Here is a 12788-nt window from a genome sequence, read left to right on the forward strand (position 1 = left end):
CGTCCCTCACGACAGAGAGCTAATGCAGCCCCCAGCTCCGTGCCAACCCCCGTTCATAAACTCTGGCGAGGCCCGCCAGGCCGCCAGGTCCTTGCTCAAGCCTCCACTCGCTTGAGCACCACGTATCCCGCCGCAGGGATGTTCACCTTCGCGTTCCCGCCCCCCAGGCTGCCCCCGCCATTACCGAAGTTCCCCCCGCCGTACGCCGCGGCGTCGCTGTTCAGCACTTCCTTCCAGTTCCCCGGAGGCAGCGGCAGCGCGTAGCCCTCGAGGTTCTGGCGGTTCATGCTCCCCACCACCAGGTACTCCTCCCCGCCCGACTTGCGAGTGAACGCCATCACCGAGTCGTCGTTGTGCGTGTACACCCGCTTCACCTCCGCATCCGCTCGGAAGGCCGGACTCGACTGCCTCAACGCGATCGCGTCCCGATAGAACTGGAAGCTCTGCTTCTTCGTGATGTCCAACATCGCGTCCGTCCGCTGATTCGCCGGCAGCGCCGCCAGGCGCTCGAAGACCTTCCGGTCCTCCGCCGACAACCCCTGGTACGCCGCGTCCTTCGCTCGCGTCTCCGGCGGCAGCGTGAACAGCCGCTCGTAGTCCTTCTTGCGCGCGTCGTTGAACGTCACCTTCTCCCAGTTCCAGTCCTTCCCCAACGACTCCCAATCCCAGTCACTGTCCCACGTGGACGGATTGCCCCAGCGGAAGTCGTTCTGCGCTCCGAACTCGTCCCCCTGGAAGAACATCGGGATGCCGGGCCCCGCCATCCCGATTCCCGCCGCGAACCTCGTCGCGCCTCGCGACCACTGGTCCGGGAACTCCGTGGGCGTGGCCCCCTCGGCCGTGTTCATCGTCCGCTCCGCGTTCCCCACCTCGTCATGGTTCGAGATGATGGACAGCGCGATCTTCCACCCGTCGAGCCCCCGCGGGTTCGTCATCATCGACATGAACGCGTCCATGTCCGTCTTCATCCCCCTCGCCGCCGCCTGGATGATTCCCGGTTTGTCGTTGTCTCGCACCAGCCGGTGCTGGAACTCCGTGTACCACTGCGCGTCGAAGCCCCCTCCCGTGCCGTCCGCCCGCGCCGGCTGCGTGATGCTCGGGTCGTAGTCGAACTGCTCCGCCACCGTCCACGCGTCCGGGTTGTAGAAGTGCACCTGCCGGTTGATCTCCCGCAGCAGTTCCCACCCGTCCTCGCCCCCCGTCCCCTTGATGGGTTCGGTGAAGTCGAAGCGCAGCCCGTCGAAGTGCAGCTCCTCCATCTGCGCCACCGCGTGGTCCACGAAGAACTGCTTCACCTTCGGGTTGGAATACGCCGGCACCGCCCCCCACGGCGTCTCCCGCTGCTCGTACCCGCCCGAGTCCTGCTCCCAGTTGAAGTACGGGTTGTCCTCGCCCCCCACGTTCCACAGGCCGTTGTAGTCGCCGAACACGTGGTTGTAGACCACGTCAGAGATGACGTTCAGCCCCTTCTTGTGCGCCTCGTCGATGAAGCGCTTCATCGCCTCCGGCCCGCTCACCCACCTGCCGTTCTCGTCCTCGAAGCCCAACGCGCTCTCCGTCGCCAGGCTGTTCACCCCGAGATAGCCCCAGTTGCGCGCCCCCTCCACCTCGTTCACTGGCAGGAGCTCGAGCGTGTTCACCCCCAGCTCCTTGAAGTAGTCCAGCTTCGCCGTCAGGTCCTCCAGCGTCGAGCGGTTCGCGTTGCCCGCCTTCCCCAGGAAGCTGCCCGCGTGCAGCTGGTACACCACCCACTTCGCCTGGTCCTTCTCCCGCGGCACGCTGTCGTGCTTCCACTCGAAGCTCGTCGGGTCCGTGATGACCGAGCCCCGGAACGTCACGCCACTGCCCTCGGTGATGCGGTCGCTCCAGGGATCGTTGATGGGCGCGCCCACGCGCTCCGCGTCGCTCAGCCGCCCATCCCCATTGCCGTCATGGCGCAGCTTCAACCGCCCCTGCGCGTCCTTCTCGTAGACCTGGAACTCGTAGCGCAGGCCCACCAGCTTCGCCGGGTCGTTCACCAGCGTCGTCCACGCGCCCCCCTGGTTCGTCATGCGGATGCGCCCGTCCGCCTCGATGTTCTTCGACCAGAAGTCGTTGGCCCCCCCAGCCCGCAGCTTGTCCACCAGCGTGGTGTCGAAGTCGCCCAGCCGCGCCAGGAGCTCGTCCTTCTTCAACGTCCTGCCATTCGCGTCCTTCAACACCAGGTACGCGCGCTCCGCGTCCCCATGATCGTCGATGTCGAAGCGCATCAGCTCCCGCGCTCCCGACGCGTAGCGGTTCACCTCCTGCCCCGTCCTCGCATCCAGGTACATCCGGTCCAGCCCCCGCTGCTCCCCCATCATCTCCCGCGCGTAGGGGTCCGGCCGCTCGCTCGTGGCGCCCGCCGAGTCCACCACCTCGTAGACGTAGGACTTGCCCAGCAGCTCCTTCCACCGGCCCGGAACCTGCGTCGACCAGTTGCCCTCCTCGTCCCGCGTCATCGGGAAGCGCTCCACCCGCCCCTGCCGGTCCGTCACCTTCACCTGCACGCTCCTCGCGTTGCCCGCGTAGAACGTGAACGCCGCGTCCTCCCCCGAACGCCGCGCCCCCATCTTGTGGTACGTCGTCGGCGCATAGCTGGCCGTGGGCTTCGTCACGTCCAGCTTCAGGTTGTCCTCCCCCATCACCGCCCACTGGCCCTTGCCCGAGGGGCCATCCGCGATCACCCCCCACTCCCAGTCGTGGGGCAGGCCATCGTCGCTCAGCTCCACCGTCACGCCCCACTTGCCCTCCCCCAGCGGCTTCATCGCGAGGGGGCGCTCGTTCCACTGCGCGCTGTACTTCCCGCTCGCGTCCCAGCTCCCCTTCACCTGCAGGTTCGTGAGCTTGCTGTGCGGACCCGCGTCGTAGACCAGCGTCACCGTGCGCTTCACCGGCACGCTCCGCGGCGCCTTGTTCACCGCCACGGCCGCCGCCGCCCCCACCCCGCTCCCGCCCTTCCTCGACAGCGCCTCGAACGAAGACGTGTCCCGGCCCCCCACCGCGCGCGGCGACGCATCCGACGCCGCCCGAGTCACCAACGCCTTCCCCTCGGTCTTTCCCCCGGGCAGCACCGTGTTCGCCGGACGAGCCCCTCCGGCGCCTCCCCCTGCGTCCTTGAGGCCAGAAGTCCCATTCCTCTGCGAGGGATTGATCTTCGACGTGCTCATGGTCCTGCCTCTCGAGTGAAGGACGCGTGCTACATGCGCCGATGCACCCGATTGTCGGAGGCTGTAACCAAGAGTTTCCCAACAGCGCACTCCAGCGCCCTTTTCAACCCCAGGTGAGATGAATCGTCACAAGGCGTCCGAGAAGGAGGGCGTCCGGGTGCGCGAGCCCGCAAAAGCCAAGGGCTCCGAGGAGCCTGCTCCCCGAAGCCCTGGTTGTCGGATGCCGTCCAATCGCTACGGCTCGTTGCGCCGCGGCTCACCCTCCACCGCGTCCTTGATGACGCGCTTGGCGTCCTCGATCTTCTCCTTCACGTGGCCCTTGAAGGTGTCCTTCTTGCCCTCGGCTTCCAGCTCACGGTCTCCCGTGGCCACACCGACGGTCTCCTTCACCTTCCCCTTCGTCTTGTCCGTCCACTCACCCATGGCTGCCTCCTCGTGTTGGCGTACAGGACTGACTTCGCCTCGACACGAAGAAGCTAGGTACCCAGGGACATGGGGGACAACCGTCGGGCGCTCGTTCGCTCGGCCGCCACGGGGGCTAACGCAGGGCCTGACGGACGGGAAGCCCGACACCTCCCGTCCGCCAAGCCAGCGCCTCCTTACCCCAAGGAGTCCTTTGGAGCCGATCTCAGCTGCAGATCGTCTCGAGCATGATGCGGCAGACCTCGTACGGGTCGCAGTTGGCGGCCGGACGACGATCCTCGAAGTAACCCTTGCCCTCGTTCACCGTCCCCATCGGGATGCGGATGGACGAGCCGCGGTCACTGTTGCCGTAGCGGAAGACATTGATGGGCGCCGTCTCGTGCAGGCCCGTCAGGCGCTCCACGTTGTGCGCGCCGTACACCGCGATGTGCGCCTCGTGCCGCGCGCGCAGCTTCTCGCACGCCGCCTCGATGACCTTCAGGCCACCCGGCTCGCGCATCGCCTTGGTGCTCACGTTGGTGTGGCAGCCCGCCCCGTTCCAGTCACCCTTCACCGGCTTGGGGTGCAGCGTGGCGCTGATGCCGAAGTCCTCGCCCATCCGGTAGAGCAGCCAGCGCGCGAACCACAGCTCGTCGCCCATCTCCAGCGCCGTGATCGGGCCAATCTGGAACTCCCACTGCGCGGGCATCACCTCGGCGTTGGTGCCGTTGAGGTGCAGGCCCGCGCGAAGACACGCCTCGGCGTGCGCCTCCACCAGCTTGCGGCCAAACACCTCGTCACTGCCCACGCCACAGTAGTAGCCGCCCTGCGGCGCCGGGAAACCCTTCTCCGGCCAGCCCAGCGGGCGGTTGCCCTCGAAGAGCGTGTACTCCTGCTCCAGGCCGAACCACGTCTCGAACGAGGCGTACTTCTCCGCCACCGCGCGCAGGGGCGCGCGCGTGTTGCTCGGATGGGGCGAGCCATCCTGATGCATCACCTCGCACATCACCAGCACGTCCGGCGTGCCCGGGCGCAGCGGGTTGGGGATGTAGCGCACCGGCTTGAGCTGGAGGTCGCTCTTCTTGCCCTCGGCCTGGTAGGTGCTCGACCCATCGAAGCCCCAGTCCGGCAGGTCCGAGAGGCTCTTGATCTCCGGAAGCTCCACCACCTTCATCTTGGAGCGCAGCTTCGCCGTCGGCTTCTGACCGTCGATCCAGATGTACTCCGCCATCACCTTGCGCATTTCGGACTTCCTCCGGCCCTGTCGGGGGGCCTCTTGCTCCTGGACCCGCGAGGGCCCTGCTGCCTGAGCTTCATTGCAGATGTGATGCCAGCCGGTTTCCCCGCCCCTGAATCGAGGCAAGTCCGCTGAATCCTTGGAAATGAACCCCTTCAACCCCTCCCCTCTCCCCTGGATTCCTACGTTTTTGTCGGCTCCCCGGCTCTTTCCTACAAAATTGTCGGAACTCTCGGCCCCCAAGAAGCCCCGCGCCCCTCCATCCCTCTCCTCTTCCCACATCCTCGAGCCTCCACCTACCGCTCGGTCGGTCCGGTCTTCTTCGCTTGATTAGAATCCGACGCGCTCGGCCCTGCTGACGCCCGCTGACGGACAGAGATGTGGGCAACCTCCTTCCAGGAGCGCCCTTCCCCTACCTACAATTTCGTAGCTCTTGGCTTTCGGGCCGACAAAAATGTAGGAAAGAGTCTTTTGACTCTTCAGTCGATCAGGAAGGCTTTCCGGAGAGGCGGCTTTTTCCGGAAGAGGGGCGTGCATGGCGAAGCGAACGGAGGAGCAGACGGGCGAACACGCGGCCCTGGCGAGCCTGTTGGAGGTGAGCCAGGCGCTCGCGGGGGCCCATGACCTGAGGGCCGCCCTGCACCGGGTGCTCGAGCGCATCGAGCGCTACCACGGCGTGGTGCGCGGCACCGTGACGTTGATGGACCCGGACACCCAGGAGCTCTACATCGAGGCGTCCATTGGTTTGAGCTCCGAGGGCCGCGACGCCCGCTACCAACTGGGGGAGGGCATCACCGGCCGCGTGGTGCAGAGCGGCAAGCCGGTCGTCGTGCCCGAGGTCAGCCGCGAGCCGCTCTTCCTCCACCGGGCGTTCGGCGGCCGCAAGAGCGGCGCCCAGGAGTACTCCTTCATCTGCGTGCCCATCCTCCTCCACCGCAAGCCCGTGGGCGCCTTCGGCGTGGACCTCGTCTACGACAAGGAGCGCGACTTCACCGAGGAGACGCGCCTGTTCAGCGTCATCGCCTCCATGATTGGTCAGGCGCTCGCCGCGCACCAGCTCCTGGAGGACGAGCGCAAGAAGCTGCTCGAGGAGAACACCACCCTGCGCCAGGAGCTGCGCGAGCGCTACGACTTCTCCAACATCATCGGCACCAGCGGCCCCATGCGGCAGGTGTACGAGCAGATCCACCAGGTCGCTCGCACCAACACCACCGTGCTCATCCGCGGCGAGTCCGGCACCGGCAAGGAGCTCATCGCCCACGCCCTGCACTACAACTCCACCCGCGCCAAGAAGCCCTTCATCAAGGTCAACTGCGCCGCCCTGCCCGAAACCCTCATCGAGTCCGAGCTCTTCGGCTACGAGAAGGGTGCCTTCACCGGCGCCCAGGCACGCAAGCGCGGCCGCTTCGAGCTCGCCGAGGGCGGCACCCTCTTCCTCGACGAGATTGGCGAAATCAACCTCGCCACCCAGGTGAAGCTCCTGCGCGTGCTCCAGGAGCGCGAGTTCGAGCGCGTCGGAGGCATCGAGACCCTCAAGACCAACGTGCGCCTCATCGCCGCCACCAACAAGGACCTGGAGACGGCCATCGCCGAGAAGAGCTTCCGCGAGGACCTCTACTACCGCCTCAACGTCTTCACCCTCTTCATCCCGCCCCTGCGCGAGCGCAAATCCGACTTGCTGCTCTTGGCCGACCACTTCGTCGCCAAGTACGCCCACGAGCACGGCAAGAACATCCGCCGCATCTCCACCCCCGCCATCGACATGCTCGTGAGCTACCACTGGCCCGGCAACGTGCGCGAGCTGGAGAACATCATCGAGCGCTCCGTGCTCGTCTGCGACGGCAACGCCATCCACGGCCACCACCTGCCCCCCACCCTCCAGACCGCCGAGGCCTCCGAGACCGTCACCAACACCTCGCTCGCCGACGCCGTCCAGCAGTTCGAGAAGGATCTCATCCTCGACGCGCTCAAGACGACCCGCGGCAACCGCGCCAAGGCCGCCCGCCTGCTGCGCACCACCGAGCGCATCGTCAACTACAAGGTCTCCAAGTACGACATCGACTGCTCGCGCTTCCAGGGCTAGTCCCCCTCGGAAGCCCTCCCAGGTCTGCGCTCAGTTGCGCCGCGTGGGGTCCGCCAGCGCCCGCTCCACCTCGCGCATCAGCTCCTCCTCGTCGCCCCCCCTCGGACGCACCGCCGCCTCCCCCAGCTCGGAGGACCACGGCCCCACCGAGTCCGCCGCCTGCTGCGAGGCACGCTCGGTCAGCTTCTGGATGCCCCGCGCATCCACCACGTTCGTCGGATCCAGTTGATCCAACGGCGTCTGCTCCAGCCGCCCCAGCGACATCCGCTCCAGCCGGAAGCCCAGGAGCTCGGTGCCCACCTCGACGCCCACGTGGTCGATGAAGAGGCCCCGGTCCGCCACCAGCTCGTCGAAGTTGAACGTGCTCACCGACTGCGCCAGCGCGCACGCGAAGCGCTCCTCCAGCAGCGCATGCACCTCGCCGGGCTGGTTCGCCCTCGCACACCCCACCTCCCGCGCTACCCGCAGCACGCCCGCCTCGTCGCGCGGCACCTTCACCAGGAACGTGGCCCGCAGGTCCACCCGGATGCCGTCCCGGCATGACAAGCCCTGTCCCCCCCGGCGCTCCACCACCACCTTGCGCACCGAGAGGTCCAACACCTCCGCGCGCTCCACCACCGGCCACACCCACGTGCCCCCGAAGCGCACCCGAGTGGGCTCGCCTCCGCGCACCAGCACCAGCGCCTCGCCCTCTCGCGCCCGGCGGTAGCACCCCAGCACCAGCGCGCATACGCCCGCCACGCCGAGAACAGCGCACAGGACCACGGTTTCCACGGTGAAGCCACTCCTGGGTAGGCAGGCGGAGGCCCAATCCATCACGTCTCCCCCTCCTCACGCCAGAGGGGGGTCCTCCCAGCCCCGCTCGCCTACTCGTCCGCGTTCTTCCGGCGCGCGAGCGCCTTCTGCAGCTTCTTCATCTTCTCCATGGCCAGGCCCCGCTTGAGCCCCGACAGCAGATCCACGAAGACGAAGCCGTCCAGGTGGCCAATCTCGTGCTGCAGCACGTGCGCCAGCTTCCCCTCCGCTTCCAGCTCGTGCCACGCCCCCGTCCGGTCCTGGTACTTCACCTTCACCTTGTGGAAGCGCGGCGTCTTCTCGAACAGGTCCGGCACCGACAGGCACCCCTCCTCCAGCGTCACCGGCCCCGACTTCTCCAGAATCTGGGGGTTGATGATCTCGAAGAACGACCCGTCCTCCCGGCCCACCCACGACAGGCGCAAGGGCACCCCGATCTGGTTGGCCGCGATGCCAATGCCCTCCGCCTCCTTCATGGCCGCGAACATCTCGTCCAGCAGCTTCGTGAGGCTCTCCCCGAAGTCCGTCACGGGTTTGGTCGGCGTGCTGAGAACCTTGTTCGGCCAGATGACGATGTCGCGTGCCATGCGGTGTGTCTCTCCCTGAGCGCTCGCGCGTGAAACGTCCTTGTACACCGCGCCCGCCTCCCCGCCAGCCCCGAGTGACAGGCCTTGTTCCCCACACACCGCCCCGGCGCGTCCCTCAGCGCCCGGAGGTGGAGCGCTCCCCCTCCCGCAGCGCCGCCTGGAGCAGCGCCTGGGTGTCCAGCTCCGTGCGCCGCACCTCGCTCGCCCCCGCGAAGGCCTCCTTGTAGCCCCCCGCCACGAAGGCCTGGAAGTCCGTGGTCGCCACCCGGTAGCGCCCCTCGGGCCGCACGGGCTCCTCCCCCGCCCCCGGATCCGCCGCGTCGCGCAACACCCTCAGCTCCTCCACCCTCCCCTCGCGCACCCGGTAGCTCACCCCACTGCGCTGGCTGTAGCCGTCCGTCCCCCGCTTCGACTCGCTCAGCGCCACCCAGTCCGCCAGTTGCTGCCCCGTCATCTCCGCCGTCACCAGCACGTTGCGGTAGGGAAACGCCCCCTCGAACTCCTCCCGCGTCACCTCCCCCGCGGGCAGCCCCGCCCGAAACCCCGCCGCCATCGCGAAGAAGGCCCGCGCCCCCGCCGCCCGCCGCCACACCTCCGTCGCCCAGGTGCCCACCTCCGCCTCCCCCGTCGTGAGCCCCTCGTCCCCCAGGGGCCTCGACAGCCGGCCCACCCCCACGAAGCGCTCCGGCCGCTTCTCCCTCAACGCGCGCCCCAACTCCTCCACCCTCGCCGCCGTCTCCGCGTCCTCCGGCCGCGTCCCGTCCAGCTTCACCAGCCCTCCCTCCACCCCCACCAGCCGCCGTCCCTGGAAGCGCAGCCGCACCTCGGACAGGTACGCCAGGTACTGGTAGGAGGACACCGTGTACGTCCTCGTCCCCGGCACCACCCGCAGGTCCTCCCGGGCATGCGAGTGCGAGCCCAGGATGAGATCGATGCCCGGCACCGCCCGCGCGAGCGCCTCGTCGTCCTCGCGCAGCTGATGGCCGATGAGCACCACGGCGTCCACCTGCTCACGCTCGCGCAGGGCGCCCACCACCGCCCGCGCCGCCTCCGTCGCGTCCGTCCACCGCGTCCCCTCGGGCAGCCGCTCCGCCTTCACCAGCCGCTGCATGTCCGGCCCCGCCACCGCGAAGAAGCCCAGCCGCACGCCCCCCACCTCCCGCACGAGGTAGGGCCGCCCCTCCACCTGGAAGTGCGGCGCGCCGTCCGCTCCCACCAGGTTCGCGCACAACACCGGGTAGTCCACCGCCGCCCGGCAGCGCGCGAACGCCTCCGCCCCGTAGTCCAGGTCGTGGTTGCCCAGCGCCATCATGTCCACCAGCCCGTTGAACCACGGCCACTCCACGCACCCGTACTCGTCACTCCACGCGGGCACGCCCTTGTTCACCCAGTCGCCCCCGGATACCCCCAGCGTGTCCGGCCTCGCCTTCGCCGCCCGGAAGTACGCGAGCGCCCGCGCCACCCCTCCCTGGCCCGGCTCCCCCTCCGAGTAGAAGGGCTCCGCGTGCGAGTGGTAGTCCGTCATCCCCACCAGCGTCACCGTGTGCGTCGTCTGGCAGGCGGGCAGGAGCAGGAGACTCGAGAGCAGGGCGAGGCGCTTGTTCATGCGCGCCCCTTCACACCCCCTCCCCGCCACGTCAAGCCAAGCTCCCCCCTCTCATCCCCGGCGAGGGGGCTCGGACGGCCTACTCCCAGGACAGCACGTACTCGCTGTCCAGCACGTCCACGCGCGAGCCCACCACCTCCACCCCGCGCGCATGGGTGGACTCCAGCACGGCCCGCAGCAGGCCCTCGTGGAAGGAGCACGGCATGAAGTCGCGCCGCATGATGACGCGGCCCCGGCTGAAGCCCTCCCACGCCACCGTGCGCTCCCCGTGGTTCACCGCCGCCCGGTACGCCGAGGGCAGGTTGCCCACCAGCCGCCTCGTCTCGCACCGCGACAGCAACAGCAGCGCCTTGCCCGCCGCCGACGCGAGCAGATCCGCCGCCGCCCGCTGCCCCAACAGCCGCTGGGCCGCGTCCCAACCCCCACACCCCGGCGCCAGCTCCCACGCCGCCGCCGCGTTCACCCTCATGAAGGCGCCCAACGGATAGTTGAAGAACTCCTTGAAGCGCGGCTCGCCCCCCGCATCCACGCAGCGCAGCATCGCCGCCTCCCCCGCCCACGCGCGCACCGCGTCCAGCGTCCCCAGGAAGAGCGAGCCCCTCACGGTGTCCCCGGGGATCGCCAGCGCCAGGCGCCGCGCCAGGTCCTCGGCCGCCTCCACTCGCACCGGACCCACATCCACCGCACAGGCACTCGTCTGCATGACACCACCCCTCCCGCCAAAGGACGCCAGGTCGCACGCCTTCGACACCCCACCCTAACCACGTCTCTCCCAACCGACAGGGGGCCCCCCCCTCGCTCCTCCACGCTTTTTCCAGCACGCCCCATCTTCCCTTGCCCCTCGCCCACCTCCAGCGCCCACCACGTTACACTTCGCGGAAGCTCCACCCCCTCCACGCGTGCCCTCCCGAGGTGTCCTCACGGACAGCCAGCCCCCTGCCCACCTCGACTGTGGTTCTCTGGACAATGTTGGTCTTTCTTGATTTTTCTGGAATCACCACCCGGGTTTCACGTTCGACGCGATGGAGCCCCCCGCATGACGTCTCCGAGCGACCCTTCCGCCCCCCCGCCCAGCGAACGCAAACCCCTCCACGTCCAGGTGGTCACCCAGCCCGCGCTCCAGGGGTGCTGGGCGGTCAACATCAGCGAGACGGGAATCGGGCTCATCGCCACCCCCTCGGGCCCCGAGGAGGGGCCGCGCGAGGGGGAGGACGTGGAGATGGCCTTCACGCTGCCCGACTCGCGCGCGCGCGTGCAGGTGCGCGGCGTGGTGCGCTGGCGGCATGATCCGTTGGAGCGGGACGAGGGCGGGGTGACGGCCCTGGGCGTGAGCTTCCACGGCTTCGAGGGCGCCGATGGGGTGAAGCTCAAGCGCTACCTGCTGGATCATCAGCTCTACGTGGCGGTGGTGTACGCGGAGGAGGCGGAGCTCAAGGGGCTGCGCGCGGCGCTGGAGAGCCACGTGCGGCTGCGCTTCGCGTCCTCGGCCGAGGACGTGGACACGCTCCTGGGCCGGGGAGACATCAGCGCGCTGCTCGTGTGCGGACGGGACGAGGCGCGCGCGGTGGCGCTCGTGGAGCGGCTGGCGATGCGACGCGCGGAGGTGGACCCCACCGGCGCCGGGCCCGCGAGCGACCTGTCCCCCCGCATCCTCTACTGCGCTCCGGCCATGCCCACGCGCCTGGTGGAGCTGTTCAACCAGGGGAAGATCTTCCGCGCCCTCACCCCTCCATGCGAGCCCGTGGCGCTGCGCCAGGCGGTGCTCCAGGCCAGCCGCGAGCTGGGCCTGCGCACCGAGCAGCGGCGGGCGGCGCTGGAGCTCGAGCGCAACCTGCTGCGCGAGCGCGCGCGGGAAGCCCCCCGGCTCGCCGCCGACCTGGGCGTGGCCAACGAGCCCGGCTTCCGCAGCCCCGCCATGCGCCAGGTGCTGGAGATGGTGCGCGTGGCCGCCCCCCACCGCGTGGCGGTGCTCCTGCAGGGCGAGACGGGCACCGGCAAGGAGGTGCTCGCGCGCGTCATCCACCGGCTCAGCGACCGCTCCGGCCAGCCGCTCGTGGTGCAGGACTGCGGCACCCTCACCGAGACGCTCCTGGAGAGCGAGCTGTTCGGCCACGTGAAGGGCGCCTTCACCGGCGCCGTGGCGGACCACCCCGGCCTGTTCGTGCTCGCCGACGGGGGCACCATCTTCCTCGACGAAATCGAGAACACCACCCCCACGCTCCAGTCCAAGCTCCTGCGGGTGCTCGAGAGCGGCGACGTGCGGCCGGTGGGCGGCACCCAGGTGCGCCGCGTGGACGTGCGCGTCATCGCCGCGAGCAACCGCGACCTCGCCGAGGAGGTGCGCGCCAAGCGCTTCCGCAGCGACCTCTTCTACCGGCTCAACAGCTTCATCGTGGACCTGCCCCCCTTGCGCGAGCGGCCCGAGGACGTGCTGGACCTGGCGTACTACTTCATCGCCCACTTCAACCGCACCCTGCGCCGCTCGGCCACCGGCCTGGCCGAGGACGCCCAGCAGCTGCTGCGCTTCGCGCCGTGGCCCGGCAACGTGCGCGAGCTGCGCAACTGCATCGAGCGCGCCGTGCTGCTGTGCAATGACGACGAGCCGGTGTGCGCGCGCCACCTTCCCCCCTCGCTCTCCTCGGGCCTCGAGGGCGTGCGGCGCCAGGTGCGCACCGGCGGCGCGCGCTCCCTGCGCGAGCGGTTGGAGCAGTTGGAGAAGGAGATCATCCGCGAGGCGCTCGAGAGCCACGGCGGCGTGGTGCGGCGCGCCGCCGCGGCGCTGGAGATGGATCCCGTGACGCTCGGCCGCCGGGTGCGGCGCCATGGGCTGCTCGCCAAGGAGCCGTGAGGCCCCAGGCACGCGCGCTCATGCGCTCCATGACCAGACGTC

The 12788-nt window shown here is 69.1% G+C and carries 9 protein-coding genes; 2 read left to right on the top strand and 7 right to left on the bottom strand.

The features are described from left to right. Positions 1 to 95: 95 nt before the first annotated feature. From CYFUS_RS54265 to glnII, 3 genes are all read right to left on the bottom strand, one after another. The gene (locus CYFUS_RS54265; RefSeq protein ID WP_095991497.1) at positions 96 to 3188 is read right to left on the bottom strand and encodes an alpha-amylase family glycosyl hydrolase; all 3093 of its coding nucleotides are present in this window, start codon (positions 3186 to 3188) and stop codon (positions 96 to 98) included. Positions 3189 to 3422: 234 nt separating this feature from the next. Continuing rightward, a complete protein-coding gene (locus CYFUS_RS48925; RefSeq protein ID WP_095991498.1) occupies positions 3423 to 3611 on the bottom strand; it encodes a CsbD family protein in 189 nt (62 codons plus the stop codon). Positions 3612 to 3816: 205 nt separating this feature from the next. Continuing rightward, on the bottom strand, positions 3817 to 4833 hold the full coding sequence (glnII, locus tag CYFUS_RS48930; protein WP_095991499.1) for a glutamine synthetase GlnII: 1017 nt from the start codon (positions 4831 to 4833) through the stop codon (positions 3817 to 3819). A gap of 529 nt (positions 4834 to 5362) precedes the next feature. Between glnII and CYFUS_RS48935 the strand changes: the two genes are divergently transcribed. Beyond that, positions 5363 to 6910 (top strand): sigma-54 interaction domain-containing protein, encoded by a 1548-nt coding sequence (locus CYFUS_RS48935; protein ID WP_095991500.1) that lies wholly within the window; start codon positions 5363 to 5365, stop codon positions 6908 to 6910. A 30-nt stretch (positions 6911 to 6940) separates the two neighbouring features. On the opposite strand, the gene CYFUS_RS48940 is transcribed toward CYFUS_RS48935, so the two are convergent. From CYFUS_RS48940 to CYFUS_RS48955, 4 genes are all read right to left on the bottom strand, one after another. Continuing rightward, complete coding sequence (locus CYFUS_RS48940; RefSeq protein WP_198316394.1) at positions 6941 to 7684, bottom strand: SPFH domain-containing protein; 744 nt, start codon at positions 7682 to 7684, stop codon at positions 6941 to 6943. 92 nt (positions 7685 to 7776) lie between these two features. Next, positions 7777 to 8292, bottom strand: a complete 516-nt coding sequence (def, locus tag CYFUS_RS48945) for a peptide deformylase (protein WP_095991502.1) — start codon at positions 8290 to 8292, stop codon at positions 7777 to 7779. A gap of 115 nt (positions 8293 to 8407) precedes the next feature. Next, positions 8408 to 9898, bottom strand: coding sequence for a bifunctional metallophosphatase/5'-nucleotidase (locus CYFUS_RS48950; RefSeq protein WP_095991503.1), 1491 nt, complete (start codon positions 9896 to 9898; stop codon positions 8408 to 8410). A 79-nt stretch (positions 9899 to 9977) separates the two neighbouring features. Continuing rightward, on the bottom strand, positions 9978 to 10601 hold the full coding sequence (locus CYFUS_RS48955; RefSeq protein WP_095991504.1) for a TIGR02265 family protein: 624 nt from the start codon (positions 10599 to 10601) through the stop codon (positions 9978 to 9980). Between the two features lie 333 nt (positions 10602 to 10934). Between CYFUS_RS48955 and CYFUS_RS48960 the strand changes: the two genes are divergently transcribed. Continuing rightward, positions 10935 to 12746, top strand: coding sequence for a sigma 54-interacting transcriptional regulator (locus tag CYFUS_RS48960; protein WP_095991505.1), 1812 nt, complete (start codon positions 10935 to 10937; stop codon positions 12744 to 12746). Positions 12747 to 12788 lie beyond the last annotated feature (42 nt).

It is taken from the genome of Cystobacter fuscus, assembly GCF_002305875.1.
In the GTDB taxonomy this organism is placed as follows: Bacteria; Myxococcota; Myxococcia; order Myxococcales; family Myxococcaceae; genus Cystobacter; species Cystobacter fuscus_A.

Coding starts and splice junctions, on each gene's coding strand:
- CYFUS_RS54265 (WP_095991497.1), bottom strand. CDS start 3,188: ATGAGCACGTCGAAGATCAATCCCTCGCAGAGGAATGGGACTTCTGGC.
- CYFUS_RS48925 (WP_095991498.1), bottom strand. CDS start 3,611: ATGGGTGAGTGGACGGACAAGACGAAGGGGAAGGTGAAGGAGACCGTC.
- glnII (WP_095991499.1), bottom strand. CDS start 4,833: ATGCGCAAGGTGATGGCGGAGTACATCTGGATCGACGGTCAGAAGCCG.
- CYFUS_RS48935 (WP_095991500.1), top strand. CDS start 5,363: ATGGCGAAGCGAACGGAGGAGCAGACGGGCGAACACGCGGCCCTGGCG.
- def (WP_095991502.1), bottom strand. CDS start 8,292: ATGGCACGCGACATCGTCATCTGGCCGAACAAGGTTCTCAGCACGCCG.
- CYFUS_RS48950 (WP_095991503.1), bottom strand. CDS start 9,898: ATGAACAAGCGCCTCGCCCTGCTCTCGAGTCTCCTGCTCCTGCCCGCC.
- CYFUS_RS48955 (WP_095991504.1), bottom strand. CDS start 10,601: ATGCAGACGAGTGCCTGTGCGGTGGATGTGGGTCCGGTGCGAGTGGAG.
- CYFUS_RS48960 (WP_095991505.1), top strand. CDS start 10,935: ATGACGTCTCCGAGCGACCCTTCCGCCCCCCCGCCCAGCGAACGCAAA.